The organism is Sphingomonas pokkalii (assembly GCF_003096275.1).
Lineage (GTDB): Bacteria > Pseudomonadota > Alphaproteobacteria > Sphingomonadales > Sphingomonadaceae > Sphingomonas > Sphingomonas pokkalii.
This window is the reverse complement of the sequence record NZ_QENQ01000001.1, coordinates 2,661,188-2,677,849: the sequence shown is the minus strand read 5'-3', so window position 1 is coordinate 2,677,849 and position 16,662 is coordinate 2,661,188. Positions and strand designations below refer to the sequence as shown.

Sequence of the window (16,662 nt, the reverse complement as noted above, 5' to 3'; positions counted from 1 at the left end):
GCCGTACGGACGGCGCCCGATCGCTCAGCATCGTGCCGGCGCAAGCTGGCATCTCCCGCAGGCGTAACATTCTTTTTTCGCCCCCGGAGGCGGCAGCTTTCGCGGGGGTTACGGCTGGTGGCGCAGCGTGCACTTGGCGGACGATTCCGGAGTGCCGCAATGGGCATAAGGTCGCCGCGCGGTACGCATTTCTATGCACATTGGGGCTTGTGTCGCGCCCATTTTGATTGTTGCAACGCTGTAGCGGCCGCGATGCCCGGCGCCCAGCGCGCGTAGCGGCGCGACCATCGCCCCTTGGGAAGATCATTGGAGGGGCAGCTGCGATGGCAGCCGCCCCCTTATGCGCGTCAGAAGCTGCCGCGCAGGCCGATCAGGACCTGACGGCCGGGCTTGTACTGGGTGAAGGTCGCGTTCTCGAACTGGAAATAGGAGCGCAGCGTCGCGTTGTTGAAGTTGGCGACGTTGATCGTCAGCTGCGGTGCGTGCTTGACGCCGAAGATCTTGTCGAGATCGAAGGCAGAGGAGAAATCCCAGCTGGTGTAGGTGGTGCCGAACAGCGCCGCTGCCGGGATGCCGTTCTGCGCAGTACCGCTATTCTGCGAACCTTCGCGCGAAGTGACCGCGACGCGCAGCATCACGCCGTTCCGTTCGTAATATCCGGTGATGTTGTAGGTGAACGGGGCCACGCCGAACGCGGTGGCGGGGCCGTCGCTGGTCTGATCGACGATCGTCGCGTTGGCGTTGAAACCGAAGCCGCGCACGCCGAATTTCTCGGTCAGGAAATCGAGCGGCTGAACCCACTGGAATTCCAGGCCATTGATCTTCAGCTTGTTCGGCACGTTGACCTGGCTGGTCACCTGCACCTGCGCACTATTGGGCCCGCCGCGGGAATTGATCGCGATCTGCTGCGTCGGGTTCAGCGTGTCGTAGGTGATGCCATATTGCGCCAGTGCCGTGAACGGCACCGTGTTGATCGCCGTGGTGGTGAAGCCTTCGATCGACTTCCGGAACGCGTTGAAGCTGATGACACCTTCGCGCCCGGTATAATATTCGAAGCCGAGATCGATATTGGTCGAGAGATAGGGCGCGAGCGCCGGGTTGCCGATGCTCGCCTGATCGGCCGAAGGCGCGCCGAAATTCACGCCCGGCAACTGCGCGGCCGGATCGGGCCGCGTCATCGTGCGCGAAGCCGCAACGCGGACGACCGCCTTCGAGCTGACATCATAGGCAACGGTAGCCGCCGGCAGCCATTCGGCATATTCGTTGCGCGTATCGACGATGTTGACCACGCTGGGATAGCGGCTGCCATCCGCAATCTGCCCGCCTCCCGCTGTGGCATTGCGCGGATCGGCGAAGCTGACGCGGCCCGAAATCGTCTGGATCGTGTTCACATAGCGCAGGCCAGCGTTGAAGCGCAGCAGGTTGCCGCCCACTTCTTGCTCGCCATTGATCGTCGCGAAGGCCGATTTAACGACTTCGCGGATCAGGCCTCCGTTCGCGCCGGTGTTCGAGCCGCCACTTTCCGGCGTGTTGTCATGGAAGAAATCATAGTTGCTGGCCTTGCGGAACTTGTCCCAATCGACCGTGACGAAGCCAGCGGGCCCAGGCGTCAGATAGGTGGGGAAGGCCGCGTTCGGAATCAGCGAGCCGGCATAGGTGACGGTGCCCGTCTGCCCGGCGGTATAGCCGGTGCCATAGCCCGGATAGGTGGGATAGCCGGCCGGCGCCGCACCCGGCGCATTCAGCCCCTCGCATGGTGGCTGCGAGTTGGGGCCGGGCACGAAGATGCTGGGATTGTTGCCGCACACCGCATTCTGCCAGGCCTGGGTGTTATCGAAGCCGCGAATACGACGCGAGACATCGTCATAGGCGCCACCGACCTGCAGGTTCAACGCGCGTTCGCCCCAGGTCAGATCGCCCCGGACGCCCTTATTCTCGTTGCGGCGCCGTTCGTCCTGCATGTTCACGCGGCTGCCGGCATACCAGCCGAAATTCGCCGGGTTGTTGAGATCGAGGCTGCTCTTGATCTCAGGGATGCCGCCAGTGGTGTTGAAGGTTACGGTGGCGTTCCGGCCCAGCGGCGTGGTGGCGCCGACCGTCGGGCTCTCACGATGGAAGGTCGAGCGCGCATAATTGCCTTGCAGGTTCAGCTTCAGCGTATCGGAAATCGTCCATTCGCCGCCGGGGTTGATGCTGAACAGCTCGGTGGTTTCCCGATAGGGTCGGAATTCGTTGAAGAACTGGACATTGGCGAAGGTGCCGCTGGTGACGGTGCAGCCGGCGCTGCAATCCGACTTGTCGAACTTCAGGTTCGTCGGGATGAGCGCGCCGTTGCGTACGATCCAGGCCACATTCTCGCGGGTCAGCACGTTCTTCTTGTATCCATACAGTCCGTCCACATAGAAATGCAGGGAGTCGGACGGCTGCCATTCGGCGCTGGCGATCGCGTTGATGCGATCGCGCGGGCCGCGGATGCTGGTGTTGCGGCCCAGGCGCGGCAGCAGGCCGTTGTCGATCTGCTGGATGGTCGCGCCGGGATTGTTGGCGAGCAGGAAGGCGCGATCGATGACCGTGCCCGCGACCAGGCCGGCGCCCGCGCCGGCAGGTACGACCGCCGGAATCGTCCAGTTGCCGCCGCCGGTGCTGTTGCAGCCCGAGGCAGCGCCGCACTGGGCAGCGGTGAGCGCGGGGTTGGTGTAGCCGATGGTTTCGAAGCCGCGCGTATCGGTGAACAGCCGCTGCGCGGACACGCCGGCCAGAATGCCGAACATATCGTTGCGCCAGCTGCCGATCAGCGAGCCGCGTGCCCCGATCCGATCCTCGGGCGTCTGGTTCGATCCCTGGATGCTATAGGCGAAGAACGGACCCGGCCGGTCGAACGGCCGGGCCGAGCGCAGGTCGACATTGCCCGCGGCACCGCCTTCCAGCAGGTTCGCCGTGTAGCTCTTGTTCACGGTGAGCTTGGTGAACAGGTCGGTCGGGAAGAAGCTGAGGTCGACGGACCGATCGGTGCCCTGCGCGTCCGTGGCACCCGAAGAGGCGACCGCGATCGGTGCGCCATTGAGCGTGACGTTGGTGAAGTTGGAGCCCAGGCCGCGGATCGCGACGTTGACGCCTTCGCCGGTCACGTCGCGGGTGATGGTGACGCCAGGAATACGGTTGAACGACTCCGCGATGTTGGTGTCCGGGAACTTGCCGATATCCTCTGCAAAGATCGTGTCGATGAAGCCCGTTGCCTCCCGCTTGGCATCCACCGCCTTGGCAAGGCTCTGGCGATAGCCGGTGACGACAATCTCCTGCTCGGTGCCCGCCTGGTCTCCGCTCTGTGGCACGCTCGCCGGGGGTGTGGCGGCGGTCTGGGCGTGCGCCATGGTGGTGGCTGTGCCGGCGCTCAGCACCGTCGCGCAGAGCAGCATGTTGCGGAAGGACCGTATGGTGAATGCGGAGTTGGCCATGATCTGGGAATCCCCTCAACTAGGATAGTCGGCTGGGTCGATGCCGATCTTGCTTCGGTCCGTGGGTGGCATCTGGCCTGCGTGCGCGACCGAGGGCGCACGAAGCCGTTCCCGCAGCATTCGTGCTGCGGGTGATAATCGATGGATTTCGGTGTCGGTCGGGTGGAATCAGGGCGGAATCAAACCGCATGCCAATGGCATTCGGCGTGTGGACAATATCCAGCGAAGATGTGGTTTGTGCACCATCCCACCCTCATCCCAATACGCGCCCGCTTCGCTGCGGCGTCATGTTAGCGCTATCTTCCATGCTTTGGCCTGATCGTCAAATGGATAATGGTAAGGCCATCGATTTTCGAAGATGACCATGCGCCCCATTGGAAGGCGGGCGATGATTGCGATCGGGCGCACCGCGTGGCACCTTGGGCAGCCAAGACGGGGGTTTCCAATGCACGCCATTCGCCTAGCTTTCCTGCTCGCCAGCGCGAGCGCGCTGCCCGCCGCGGCCCAGAGCCAGAAGGCCGATCTTCTGACTCCGCCGGCAGATGCCCGCCATTTCACGCTCAGTTCCACCGCCGCGAAGCATGGCGATATCTGGTCGTGGAAGATGCCGGACGGGCGGATCGCCTATCGCATGTCGATGTCGCTGCGCGGATGGGTGACGGAGACGGACGAAGTGGTGACGATCGGCCCGGATGGCCGGCCGACCGCGATCGCGATTCGCGGCTTTACCGACACCGGCGACGCGACCGAGAATTTCAGTGTCGATTCTGCCGGCATCGCCCGTTGGAAGACCGCCGTCGACGCAGGTGAAAAGCCCTTCGGCAAGGCGCGCTACAGCAGCTATGGCGGCCCGATGCTTGCCGGCGAGCTGGATATCGATGCGCTGGTTGGCGCGGGACCGGCCGGAATCGATCTGCTGCCCACCGGCCATGCCAGCATCACGATCGGCAAGGCCGTGGAGATCGAGGGGCCAGGCGGCCGGAAAGCCGTGAAGCTCGCCTACCTGAACGGGATGGGCTTTTCGCCGATGCCGGTGTGGCTCGATGCGCAGAACCATTTCTTTGGCGCCGTCGGCGGGATTTCGTTGCTGCCCGAAGGTTTCGAGGCGGCGGGACCGAAGCTGAAGGACATCCAGGAGGCGGAAGAGGCGGAGATGGTGCGCGAAGTGGCGCACCGCTTCCTGGCGCCTGCCAACCGCACGCCGACACTGGTGGATCACGTCCTGCTCTTCGATTCGGTCGCGGGCCGGTACGTGCCGGATCAGGCGGTGCTGATCGCGGGTGGCAAGGTGGTGAAGGTCGGCCGGGCAGGCAGCATCCCTGCGGCGGGTGCGACCGTGATCGACGGGCGCGGGCGCACGCTGCTGCCTGGCCTGTGGGATGCGCACCAGCATGTCGGCGGTGACTGGAACCTGTTGCAGAACGTCGCCACGGGTATGACCAATTATCGGAGCCCTGGCTCTTCGATCGAGGAAGCGCAGAGCATCTTCAAGCGCCGGGCATCGGGCGATCTGCTGGCGCCGGACGGCAAGGTTTCGGTGATCATCGACAAGAAGGACCCGCTGGCCGCGCAGGGCGCGCTCACCGTGTCCTCGTCGCAAGAGGCAATCGCCGCCGTGCGCAAGATCAAGGCGGCCGGCATGTGGGGCGTGAAGTTCTATACCTCGATGGATCCGGCCTGGATCGCGCCGGCGGCGGCGGAGGCGCACCGGCTGGGCCTGCACGTGCATGGCCATGTGCCCGCACATATGCGCCCGCTGGATGCGGTCCGGGCGGGGTATGACGAAGTGACCCACATCAACTTCATCCTGATGCAGGCGATGCCGCAGGCGGTGGTGGACAAGGCGAATACCGCCGCGCGGCTGGAAGGGCCTGCGCAATATGGCAAGGATCTGAATCTGGATTCGCCGGAACTGCGCGCCTTCTATGCGGAGCTTGCCAAACGCAAGACGATCATCGATCCGACCCTGACGGTTTGGGAGCCGCTGCTGACCTCTGACGGCAGCGCCGTGCCCCCGGAATATGCCGCCTTCTCCGATATCGCGCCGCCGGCGGTTGCGCGCGGCTGGAAGATCGGCGGCTACCCGCTGTTCGCCGGCCTGACGCGTGCCGATTTCCGCAAGAGCTTCGGCAAGATGGTGGAGGTCGTCGGGCGGCTGCACAAGGCGGGGGTGCCGATCGTCGCAGGCACGGATGGCTATGGCCTCGAAATCGTGCGCGAGCTGGAACTCTATCAGGAAGCCGGCCTGACCAATGCCGAGGCATTGCAGACGGCGACAATCGTGCCGGCGCGGATGGTGGGTATGGCCGATCGCGTGGGATCGATTGCGCCTGGCAAGACGGCCGATATCATCCTGGTCGACGGCGATGTTTCGAAGGACATCGGTGCACTGCGCCATGTCCGAACGGTGTTCCTGGACGGTTATCGCCTGGATGCGGATGCGCTGCGCAAGGCCAGCGGTCTCAGCGGGATGCCCAAATAGGAAAAGGGGGCTGGCCAGTGCCAGCCCCAAGGTCTCCGGCTTGGGGGAACTGTGTCAGCGCGCCACCAGCGCGGCATAGGGCGGCAGGTGGCTGTCCGTGCCGCCGTTCAGCGCTTCCACGATCCGCCGTCCTGTCAATAGGGCGGTGGGGATATCGATGGGCGCATCGGAAAGATTGAAGGCGCAAAGGACGTATTCTTCTCCCAGGCTGCGGGCGAAGACGAGCAGCGTTTCGTCTGCGTGCAGCACCTGCATCGCGCCTTCGATCAACGCTGGATGGGCGTGGCGGAGCGCAATCAGCCGGCGGGTGTGGTTCAGCAGCGAGGCCGGATCGGCTTCCTGGCGATCGACCGCCAGCCCGGCATGGTCGGCGCCGATCGGCAGCCAGGGGCGGGCGACGGAGAAGCCGGCATGGGGCGCATCCGCCACCCACGGCATCGGCGTGCGCGCACCGTCGCGGCTGAGGGTGAGCGGCCAGTTGGCGATCGCCTCAGGATCCTGTAGGTCCTCGAAGGCGATGTCGACCTGGGTGAGCCCCAGTTCCTCGCCATAATAGAGGATCGCGTTGCCGCGTAAGGCGAGCAGCAGCAGCATCTTCATCGCGGCGAAGGCGGCGCGGTGCTCGGGCGCGACCCAGCGCGAGAGGGCGCGGGGGGCGTCGTGATTTTCGAACGCCCAGCTCGGCCAGCCCGTGCCCGGCGTGTCGGGCCATTCGGCGACCGCGTCGCGCACCAAGGCGGGCGTCAGGCGATCGGCGTAGAGGAAGTTGAAGCCATAGGCGCTGTTGAGCCGCGTATCGCCGGCGGTGAACAGGTGCATCTCCGCCTCGGGGCTGGGGCCGCCGACTTCGGCGACGGTGAAGCGGCCGAGATACAGGTCCGCCAGCGCGCGCAGCTTCTCGAGCAGCAGCGGGATGTCCGCATGGCTCTGATTGTAGAGGTGCTGCTGGAAATCGAAGGGGCGGGTGCGCGGCTGCCCGGTGTCCGGCGCAGGCGGGTTATCGCGCAGCTGCGGATCGTGCATCGTGAAGTTGATCGCATCGAGCCGGAAGCCGTCGACGCCGCGATCGAGCCAGAACTTGGCGGTGGCGAGGGTGGCGGCCTGTACCTCCGGATTGTGGAAGTTCAGGTCGGGCTGCTCGCGCAGGAAATTGTGGAGATAATATTGGCCGCGCCGCGCGTCCCAGGTCCAGGCCGGGCCGCCGAACACCGACTGCCAGTTGTTGGGCGGGCTGCCGTCGGGCTTGGCATCGGCCCAGACATACCAGTCGGCCTTTGGGTTGGTGCGGCTGGTGCGGCTCTCCTGGAACCACGGGTGCTGGTCCGAGCTGTGCGAATAGACCTGGTCGATCAGCACCTTGAGGCCCAACGCATGGGCACGGGCGACCAGCGCGTCGAAGTCGGCGAGGGTGCCGAACACGGGATCGACATCGCAGAAATCGGCGATGTCATAGCCGAAGTCCCGCATCGGTGATGTGAAGAAGGGCGAGATCCACACCGCGTCCACGCCCAGCGCCGCGACATGATCGAGCCTTGCGGTGATGCCGGGCAGGTCGCCGACGCCGTCGCCGTTCGAGTCCGCGAAGCTGCGCGGATAGATCTGGTAGATCACCGCGCCGCGCCACCAGGGCCGGGCTTCGGTGGAGAGCTCGCGCATCGTCATGAGGTTCACTTGGAGGCTCCGGCCGCGCAGACGGTGTAGCCGAACGCGGGAAGGGAAAGGGGGAGGCTGCCGGGTGCAGCGGCGCTGGCAGGGCAGGCGCCCGCCAGGGTGTGGAAGGCGGTGGAGCGGGTCTCGACCTGGATGTTGCCGGTCCAGGGTTCGGGGCTGGTGTTGAAGGCGATCACGGTCTCCGCGCCGGTCTTGGGATCGAAGCGCGACACCGCGAACAGGCCGGGCTTGTCGCTGGCGAAGCGCGTGATCTGGCGGCCGCGGGTGAGCGCCGCGTGGCTGGTGCGCAGCCGGGCGAGCATGGCGATCTCGCGGAACAGCGGATGGGCCGGGTTGAAGCTGGGCGTGGCGGTGGTCGTGTCGGTGCCGAGCAGGTGGTTGTCATTGTAGCTGGCCACCTTGCTCCCGAACATGTCCTCGCGGGCATCCTGGTCGTTGCCGTCGCTGACGAAGCCCTGCTCGTCGCCGGCGTAGATGGTCGGCACGCCGCGCAGCAGCAGCAGCATCGCCTGGGCGAGCTCGACGCGCTGGAGCAGTTCGGCCTGGCTGACCTTGGGCAGCGCCTGCTTGATGAACGTGGAACTGCGTCCGGCGTCATGGTTGCTGACGAAGGTCGGCAGCCGGTGCCCGGTCTTCTCGCCGCCTTCGTACAGCACGTCCGCGGCGAACACCTTGGCGAGGCGGTCCGTGCCCTTGCCGCTCGCTACTTCGTCCACGGCCAGCGCAAAGGCGAAGTCTAGCACCGCGGGGAACTTATCGACGCGGGTATGCTGGGCGAGGGCGGCGACCTCGGGATCGGCGACTTCGCCGAAAATGTGGAAGTTTGGGATGCCCTTCGCCTTGGCGCGGGCGAGCATCGCGGGGACGAAGGTCTGCCAGAACTCCGGGTTCACGTGGCGTGCAGTGTCGATGCGGAAGCCGTCCACGCCAAAACGATCGATCCAGCCGCCGAAGATCTCGATCATGCCGGCGACGACGCGCGGATGCTCAGTCATCAGATCGTCGAGACCGACGAAATCGCCCATGGTCGAGTTCTCGCCCGCAAAGGTCGAGTTGCCGCGATTATGGTAATGGATCGGATCGTTGAGCCAGGCGGGGACCTTTACCTGCTTTTCCGCCTCGGGGACATAGGGCGTGTAGGCGTAATCGGGACGGGTCAGTTTGGCGAAATTGGCGGCGCTGTGGTTGTCGTCGCCGGCAAAGCCCGGATTGATGGGCCCGCCGGAGGTGCCGCCCTTGCGCTGGTACGGATAGTCGGCGCGGCTGCGATAGGCGCAGTCGCCGCACTCCTTGAACTGGATCACGTCCGCGGTGTGGTTCACCACGATATCCATATAGACCTTGATGCCGCGCTTGTGCGCCGCATCCACCAGCGCCTTGAACTCGGTATTGGTGCCGAAATGCGGGTCGACCTGGGTGAAGTCGGTGATCCAATAGCCGTGATAGCCGGCCGATTCCTGGCCCTTCGGTCCCTGCACGGGCTTGTTCTTGAAGATCGGCCCCACCCAGATCGCAGTCGCGCCCAGCGCCTGGATATAGTCCAGCCGCTGCAGCACGCCCTTCAGGTCGCCGCCATGGTAGAAGGCCTTGGACGACGGATCGAACCCGGTGACGAGCCGGTCGCCGGTCAGGCCGCCGCGATCATTGGCGGGATCGGCATTTTCGAAGCGATCGGGGAGGAGAAAGTAAAGCACCTCGTCCTCGGGCAGGCGATCACGATAGCTTTGCGCGGCGGCGGGCGCCACGGCGAGCGCGGCGGTGAAAAGGGCGAGGGCAGTCTTGCGGATCATGCGGGCTCAACTTCTTTCTGGACGGCATCGATCCCGGCGAGGAATCCGGCGTGCGACGGCATCGCTGCGGTGGTGCGCTCGATCATCGTGCGGATGGTGCCGAGAAACATCGTGAGTTCGGCGTCACTAAGCTGGTCGGCAAAGGGGTGCCATCGATCTGGCACGATGCCTTGGCCGAGAAGGACCTGGAGCCAGCCCGGTTCAGCGAACAATTCGTCCTCGCGCCGGGAGATCCGGCCTGTGGCACGGAACAACGCGATCTTACGCGCCAGTTCCTCGGGCAGCGCCATCGCGCGGCAGGCCTGCCATAGCGGCTCCGTGCGGCCATTCGCATGGTAGTGGAGCACTAGAAAGTCGCGGATCGCGGCATATTCGAACTGGGTTAGCTGATTATATTCTGCCCGTGCGGCGTTCGTCGCCTGCCCGCGCGGCAGGAACTGAAGCAAACGGGCGATGCCGGACTGGATAAGATGAATGCTGGTGGATTCGAGCGGCTCGAGAAAGCCGGCGGCAAGGCCGAGCGCGACGCAATTCGCCTGCCAGAAGCAATCCCGGGTGCCGGTGGTGAAACGCAACGGGCGGGGATCGGTCAGGGCATCCCCGTCGAGATTCGCCAGCAGCGTCGCCATGGCTTCGTCGTCGGAGCAATGGGCACGCGCATAGACCAGGCCATTGCCGGTGCGGTGCTGGAGTGGAATGCGCCATTGCCAGCCGGCGCCGCGAGCGGTGGCGCGGGTATAGGGTAGCAAGGGGGCGGTGCGCGCGCTCGGCACCGCGACGGCGCGATCGCAGGGCAGCCAATGCGACCAGTCCGTATAGCCGACCCCCAGCGCCGCCATCAGCAGCGCGGGAAAGCCGGTACAATCGATGAACAGGTCGCCTGCAATGCGGCGGCCATCGTCCAGCCGAAGCGCGGCGATACCGGCAGGGCCGCGCTCCACGTCGGCGATCCGCCCTTCATGCCGTTCCACACCGCGCGCCTCGGCATAGCGGCGCAGAAAGGCAGCGTAGAGACCGGCGTCGAAATGATAGGCATAGGGCATGGCCGGGATCGGTCCCTGCCCGTCGAGCCGCGCAGCCTTGCCGGCATGGGCAGCTTCGTTGTTCAGCGCATACGCGGAGAAGGGCAGCGCGGTGCCGGCGGCATGCGCCCGCAGCCAATAATGCTGGAACTCGATCAGCCCCAATCCCCGCCCGATCGTGCCGAAGGCATGGAGATAGCGGCTGCCTTCGCCATTCCAGCCGGCGAATTCGATACCAAGCTTGATCGTGCCGCCGGTCGCGCGGAGAAATTCGGCTTCGTCCATGCCGAGTCCGGCGTTGAACAGGCGGATCTGCGGTATGGTCGCTTCGCCCACGCCGACGGTGCCGATCGCGTCGGACTCGATCAGGCGGATGCGCCAGCCTGTCCCGGCGAAGCGTGCCAGTGCGGCGGCCGCCATCCATCCGGCCGTGCCGCCGCCGGCAATAACGATGGTGCTGGGGTCATCCATGGGCCGCACTCCGGGATGCGGCGCCGGGGGAAGGGGGGAGGCCCCGGCGCCGCAAAGGGGGAACGTCAGAACTTCAGGCTGGCACCTGCCAGGAAGCGCCGGCCATAGCGCTGATAGTCGATCACCTGATCCGGCCGGTTCGGATTGTAGGTTACGAACGGCTCATCGGTAAGATTCTGCCCCTGGATGAACAGCGATACGCCCTCGAGCGCGCTGCCCTTCTGGAAGTCATAGCCGATCTGCGCATCGACGATCGTTTCCGGTGCGGCGCGGCGGCGTGTGCGTGCAGCACCGAAGCCCGAGACTTCGCCGACGAAGGTGGAACGGTAGCGAATGCTGCCGCGTGCCGAGAAGCCCCATTTCTCGAAGAAGGCGGTGCCGTTGGCGACCCACTTCGAATAGCCCGGAATATCCTCCGCCGGGGCGCCCGGCGTCGGCGAGATGCTTGTTTCGGTGTACGAAACGCCGCCGGTGATGCCGAATCCGTCCAGTGCCTTCACTACCTGGCCGAAAGGCAGGGTGCCGGCCAGCTCTACGCCATAGAGATTGCCGCCGCTGCCGTTGATCGGCACGTTGATTACCGCGGTCGGCGCGATCACGACGCCGTTGCCCGGATTGGACAGCGCCAGGCTGGATGACGGGATCGTCTGATCCTGGTTGTATACGTAGCTGAGCACGTCCTTGTAGAAGAACTGCGCGGCCAGATAGCCCTGGCGGCCGAAATACTTCTCGAAGGTGAGGTCCACGGCGTTGGCGCGCCAGGGGCGCAGCGTGGGATTGCCGCTGCTGCCGGTGGCGAAGGCGACCTGGCCTATGCCGGGCACCGACGTGATCTGGTAGCCATAGCTGAGGCTGGCGCGCATATCGTCGAGCCGCGGGCGGATGATTTCACGCGCCGCGCTGAAGCGGACGACATAATCGCCGGCGGTGCGCAGCGACAGGTTCAGGCTGGGCAGCACATCGACATAGCCGACGCTCGACCGGCGGCTCTGCGCGCCGATGTTGGGGGATCCATTCGGGTTCGTACCCAGGAATACCGCCGTCGCACCGTCCGAATCCTGATCGGTGAAGATCGCCTGGACGCCGAAATTGCCGGTGAGGGTGTTCGAACCGATCTGCTGGTCGATATCGGCCTGGAGATAGCCGGTCATCTGCTTCTCGCGGATCGCGTAGGACTTCACGACGACATCACCATAGGGATTGCGCACCCGACGATAGATGCCCGATCCCAGCAACGCCACCGGATCATAGCTGATCAGCGGCCCAAGCCCGAGATAGGTGAGATCGGTGGTGCCAAGGCGCGCGCTGGTCGGCACCGGCACGTCGACCGTGCCGTCGGTATTGGCGATCAGCCCGATAAAGGCCTCGTCTGGCGTCAGCGTCTTCGAACGGTTGGTATAGTTGAGGCCGAACTTCACGTCCTTCAGGAATTGGCCGAGTTCCTTTTCGATCTCCAGCCGATACTGCCACAGATCGTCCTTGATCAGGCGGTTGTTGTAATAGCCGTCCTGCCCGTTGAGGATGCGCGTGCCATCCTGCGCGATCTGATCGCCCCCCCAGCCGAGCGGGGCGGTGAGCTTGATCAGGTTATAATCGCCGTAGTTCAGGCCGTGGCTGAAGCTGTAGCCATTGTCGCTGGGACGGAAGCCGATCGTGTCCGTCGCGCCGGTGCCGGCGCCCCTTGCCGTACCGGCATAGGTTTCCAGCACCAGTTCGTTGCGGTCGGTTTTCGAATAGCTGATGTCGCCCATCACCTTCCAGCCATCGTCGCCTTCATATTTGCCGTTCCAGCCAAAGGCATAGAGCTTGGCATGGCGCTGGAACGCATCGTTGCGGACCACGCCCTCCACGCCCGAGAAGCTGCCGTTGCTGACCAGCCCGCTGGTGACGGTGGCATTCGGCTGCAGCGTGCCGCTGCCCCAATAGAGCGGCAGTTCGATACCGCGCTTGATCTGGTCGTCCTTGAAGTCTGAATAGAAGCCGTCGAATGTCGTGGTGAATTCGGGTGCGGGCCGCCATTCGAGCGTGCCTTGCAGGCCCAGCCGCTTCAGGGTGGTGGAAGTCACGTAGGATTTGGAGCCGCCGAGCACGGCCGCACCGACGACATTGGCATAGCCCGGCCGGGCGACGCGCGCATTGGCGGGGCCGGTGCCGTACCGATCGTCGCCAATGTCGACCGTGGGATAGCCCCAGGCGTTGAATTCCTTGATCTGATACGGTTCGTTCAGATAGCTGGCAGACAGCGCGACGCCGATCGTATCGTTGGCGAACTGATCGATATACGTCCCGTTGACGCGCCAGCCGAACTCCTTCGAGCCGGTATTCAGCTTGCCGATATCCGCCCAGGTGCCACGGCCGCCAAGGCTGATCGTGCGGCGGCCATATTCGAGCGGGCGCACGGTGCGCAGATCGACGGTGCCGGAAAGACCCTCGCCGACGATCGAAGCCATCGGCGTCTTATATACCAGCACCTGGCTGATGATCTCGGACGGATATTGATCATATTCCACCGCGCGGTTGTCGCCGGTGGAGGTCTGTTCGCGGCCATTCAGCAGCGTCGTGGAGAAATCCGGTGCGAAGCCGCGGATCGAAATGGCGTTCGAACGGCCGTTGACTCGCTGCGAGGTAAGGCCGGGCAGGCGCGCGATCGATTCCGCAATCGAGGCGTCGGGCAGCTTGCCGATATCCTCGGCGGAAATGGACTCGACGACCTGGTCGCGGGTCTTTTTCGCGGTGACGGCGCTTTCCAGCGCGGCGCGGAAGCCGGTAACGACGATTGCGTTACCCGCTTCGTCCGTCTGGCTGGCGGTGGCGGTATCGGCCGGTGCTGTGCCATCCTGCGCGTGGGCGGTGGCGGCGATGCCGGTAAAGGCGATCGCGGCGGCGCTGGCGCACAGCGCGATGCGGGCGGCGCGGCGGCCGCGGATATCGTTGCGTACCATGTCTCTCCCCAATCGTGTCTCTATCCCCGGCTCTTGGATGGCCGGATGGTGCCCGCCCCATGCGGGTCGCGCAGCTACTGCGCTGTGCTGCAGTTTATCTTGCAAAACAGGGTATGGTTGCCAGCCGGCCACATACGTATTCAGGCCTATTACCGACGAACTATGGCCGATCTGCACCATTGCCACGATTGACGCGGCCAACCGCCTGCGCCCATGCATAATATGCGATGCGGAGAGGACAGCCGAACGCAGGGAGAGATGGGCATGGGGATGCAGCGCAAGCCTACATCGTTCGATATCGCGCAGCTTGCCGGCGTTTCGCAGCCGACCGTTTCGCGCGCCCTGCGTGGCGAAGCGGGCGTAAACCCGGCGACGCGGATGCGTATCGAGTCGATCGCCAAGCAGTTGAACTATCGTGTCGACAAGGCGGCATCCAATCTCCGTACCCGGCATTCGCAAACCTTGGCGCTATTGTTCTTCGAGGATCCGACTGCCGACGATTCGCTGATCAATCCCTTCTTCCACTCCATGCTGGGTTCGATCATTCGTGCTTGCGCGGAATATGATCATGATCTGCTGATCAGCTTTCAGCAGCTGTCCAGCGACTGGCACACCGATTACGAGGATGCGCGCAAGGCCGATGGGCTGATCCTGCTCGGCTATGGCGATTTCGAACTGTATCGCACGCGGCTGAAGGCGCTGCAGGATGCCGGCACGCATTTCGTGCGTTGGGGATCGGTGTTGTCGGAAGGGGCGGGACTGACCGTCGGATGTGACAATCGCGGCGGCGCCGGCGCGGCGACGCGGCACCTGCTTGGGATCGGGCGCCGGCGAATTGGATTTTTGGGTACGGCGTCCAGCCATTATCCCGAGTTTCACGAGCGCTATCGCGGCCATGTCGAGGCGCTGCAAGATGCGGGCATCGCCGCCGATCCCGGCCTGCAGGTCGATGCGATCACCACGGAGGAATCCGGGGCGGATGCGGCACAATTGCTGCTCGACAGCAGCGCGGACTTCGACGCGATTCTCGCGGCGAGCGATCTGATCGCGATCGGCGCGATGCGGGCGCTCCAGGCCGCGGGCAAGCGCATTCCAGAGGATGTTTCGGTGATCGGTTTCGATGATATTCCCGCGGCCAGCTCCGCCAGCCCCCCGCTCACCACGGTGATGCAGGACGCGCGGCTGGCTGGCCGAACCCTGGTTGAGACGCTGATCGGGCGGATCCGCGAGCGGCCGGTCGGGCCGGCGCTGCTGCCGACCAAGCTCATCGTCCGCAAGTCTTGTGGGGCATGAGCATGGACAAGCCGCGCCAGTCGTTCACGGGACTTTGGAACATCAGCTTCGGCTTCTTTGGCATCCAGATCGGTTTCGCGCTCCAGAATGCGAACATGAGCCGGATCTTTCAGTCGCTCGGCACCAACCTGGACGATCTTCCGGCATTATGGGTGGCCGCGCCGCTTACCGGCCTGTTGGTGCAGCCCATCATCGGGCACCTCAGCGACAAGACCTGGCTTGGTCGCCTTGGGCGGCGGCGGCCCTATTTCCTGGGCGGGGCGATCCTCGCGGCGCTGGCATTGCTGCTGATGCCCGAAAGCCCGGCCTTGTGGTTTGCGGCGGGGCTGCTCTGGGTGCTGGATGCCTCGCTCAACATCTCGATGGAGCCATTCCGCGCGTTCGTCGGCGACATGCTGCGCAAGGATCAGCACAGCGCCGGCTATGCCGTGCAGACGGCATTTATCGGCATGGGCGCGGTGCTGGGATCGATCTTTCCCTGGGCGCTCGAGCATTTCGGCGTGTCCAACGCGGTGGTGGCGCACGGTGTGCCGGACACGGTGAAGTACGCCTTCTGGTTCGGGGGCGCGGCGCTGTTCTGCTCGGTGCTGTGGACGGTGCTGACGACGCGCGAGTTCAGTCCGGCGGAAATGGCTGCGTTCGACGGGCCGGTGACGGCGGACGAAGGCGCGGCGGTGCGCCTGTTGGCGGCGCGGCACCCGGCCGCGGGTTTGCCGTGGGTCGCGGCGGGCGCGCTGGTGGTGCTCGCGGTCGCGCGGTTCGGCCTTGAAAAGGAAGTCCATCTGCTTGGCGGCCTGCTGATCGCCTATGGCCTGGCCCAGGCGGTGGCGATCCTGCGGGCGCGGGCGGGAAGCGCGAGTATGCTCGGCCACATCGTCGGCGATTTCGCCGGCATGCCGCTGTTGATGAAGCGCCTGGCCGTGGCGCAGTTCTTCAGCTGGTCGGCGCTGTTCATCATGTGGATCAACACCACGCCGATCGTCGCCGGTGCATTTTACGGGTCGCCTGACCCGAAGAGCGCCGGTTACCAGATCGGAGCCAACTGGGTCGACGTGCTGTTCGCCACCTATAACGGCGTGGCGGCGGTAGCGGCGCTGACGCTGTTGCCGCTGCTTTCGGCGCGGTTCGGCAAGGCGCGGACGCACATCTTCGGGCTGCTGTGCGGTGCGGCGGGCTTTGCCAGCTTCTTACTCGTCCGCGATCCGGCTTGGCTGATCGCCAGCGAGATCGGCATCGGCATCGCCTGGGCATCGATCCTCGCCATGCCCTATGCGATCCTCGCCTCCAGCCTGCCGCAAGCGAAGCTGGGCATCTATATGGGCCTGTTCAACGTGTTCGTGGTGGTGCCGCAACTGCTGGTGGCCACGGCGATGGGATCGATCATGAAGCGCTTCTTCCCCGGCGAACCGATCTGGACGATGGCCTTTGCGGGGGGAACACTGCTGCTGGCGGCGCTGGCGATGCTGCGGGTGGCGGCGCTGTCGCGGGATTGAGCTAGCTGACGATTGGTTGTGCCGTGTGCCGGGCCCTCTCTTG

8 protein-coding genes are annotated in these 16,662 nt (G+C 64.9%); 3 read left to right on the top strand and 5 right to left on the bottom strand.

Annotation, left to right across the window (positions count from 1 at the left end):
- Positions 1–347: 347 nt before the first annotated feature.
- Positions 348–3,455 (bottom strand): TonB-dependent receptor, encoded by a 3,108-nt coding sequence (locus DD559_RS12325; protein ID WP_116469432.1) that lies wholly within the window; start codon positions 3,453–3,455, stop codon positions 348–350.
- Between the two features lie 445 nt (positions 3,456–3,900).
- Between DD559_RS12325 and DD559_RS12320 the strand changes: the two genes are divergently transcribed.
- Positions 3,901–5,937 carry an amidohydrolase family protein gene (locus tag DD559_RS12320; RefSeq protein WP_116469431.1) on the top strand — a complete coding sequence of 679 codons (2,037 nt, stop codon included), beginning with the start codon at positions 3,901–3,903 and terminating at the stop codon, positions 5,935–5,937.
- A gap of 54 nt (positions 5,938–5,991) precedes the next feature.
- Here the strand turns inward: DD559_RS12320 and DD559_RS12315 are convergent, their stop codons facing one another.
- The 4 genes from DD559_RS12315 to DD559_RS12300 form a co-directional block, all read right to left on the bottom strand.
- Positions 5,992–7,599, bottom strand: coding sequence for an alpha-glucosidase family protein (locus tag DD559_RS12315; RefSeq protein WP_116470890.1), 1,608 nt, complete (start codon positions 7,597–7,599; stop codon positions 5,992–5,994).
- A gap of 5 nt (positions 7,600–7,604) precedes the next feature.
- Positions 7,605–9,398 (bottom strand): alpha-amylase family glycosyl hydrolase, encoded by a 1,794-nt coding sequence (locus DD559_RS12310; RefSeq protein WP_116469430.1) that lies wholly within the window; start codon positions 9,396–9,398, stop codon positions 7,605–7,607.
- Complete coding sequence (locus tag DD559_RS12305; RefSeq protein ID WP_116469429.1) at positions 9,395–10,891, bottom strand: tryptophan halogenase family protein; 1,497 nt, start codon at positions 10,889–10,891, stop codon at positions 9,395–9,397. The genes DD559_RS12310 and DD559_RS12305 overlap by 4 nt, the downstream gene beginning before the upstream one ends.
- Positions 10,892–10,956: 65 nt before the next feature.
- A complete protein-coding gene (locus DD559_RS12300; protein WP_116469428.1) occupies positions 10,957–13,833 on the bottom strand; it encodes a TonB-dependent receptor in 2,877 nt (958 codons plus the stop codon).
- Between the two features lie 264 nt (positions 13,834–14,097).
- On the opposite strand from DD559_RS12300, the gene DD559_RS12295 reads away from it, so the two are divergent.
- Together DD559_RS12295 and DD559_RS12290 are read left to right on the top strand one after the other, a co-directional pair.
- Positions 14,098–15,126, top strand: coding sequence for a LacI family DNA-binding transcriptional regulator (locus DD559_RS12295; RefSeq protein WP_116470889.1), 1,029 nt, complete (start codon positions 14,098–14,100; stop codon positions 15,124–15,126).
- Positions 15,127–15,128: 2 nt separating this feature from the next.
- Positions 15,129–16,619, top strand: a complete 1,491-nt coding sequence (locus DD559_RS12290) for an MFS transporter (RefSeq protein ID WP_116469427.1) — start codon at positions 15,129–15,131, stop codon at positions 16,617–16,619.
- Positions 16,620–16,662 lie beyond the last annotated feature (43 nt).

What these genes read in the sequence shown, in the direction of transcription:
- DD559_RS12295 (WP_116470889.1), top strand. Translation starts at nt 14,098, where the DNA reads ATGGGGATGCAGCGCAAGCCTACATCGTTCGATATCGCGCAGCTTGCC.
- DD559_RS12325 (WP_116469432.1), bottom strand. Translation starts at nt 3,455, where the DNA reads ATGGCCAACTCCGCATTCACCATACGGTCCTTCCGCAACATGCTGCTC.
- DD559_RS12305 (WP_116469429.1), bottom strand. Translation starts at nt 10,891, where the DNA reads ATGGATGACCCCAGCACCATCGTTATTGCCGGCGGCGGCACGGCCGGA.
- DD559_RS12315 (WP_116470890.1), bottom strand. Translation starts at nt 7,599, where the DNA reads ATGACGATGCGCGAGCTCTCCACCGAAGCCCGGCCCTGGTGGCGCGGC.
- DD559_RS12310 (WP_116469430.1), bottom strand. Translation starts at nt 9,398, where the DNA reads ATGATCCGCAAGACTGCCCTCGCCCTTTTCACCGCCGCGCTCGCCGTG.
- DD559_RS12290 (WP_116469427.1), top strand. Translation starts at nt 15,129, where the DNA reads ATGGACAAGCCGCGCCAGTCGTTCACGGGACTTTGGAACATCAGCTTC.
- DD559_RS12300 (WP_116469428.1), bottom strand. Translation starts at nt 13,833, where the DNA reads ATGGTACGCAACGATATCCGCGGCCGCCGCGCCGCCCGCATCGCGCTG.
- DD559_RS12320 (WP_116469431.1), top strand. Translation starts at nt 3,901, where the DNA reads ATGCACGCCATTCGCCTAGCTTTCCTGCTCGCCAGCGCGAGCGCGCTG.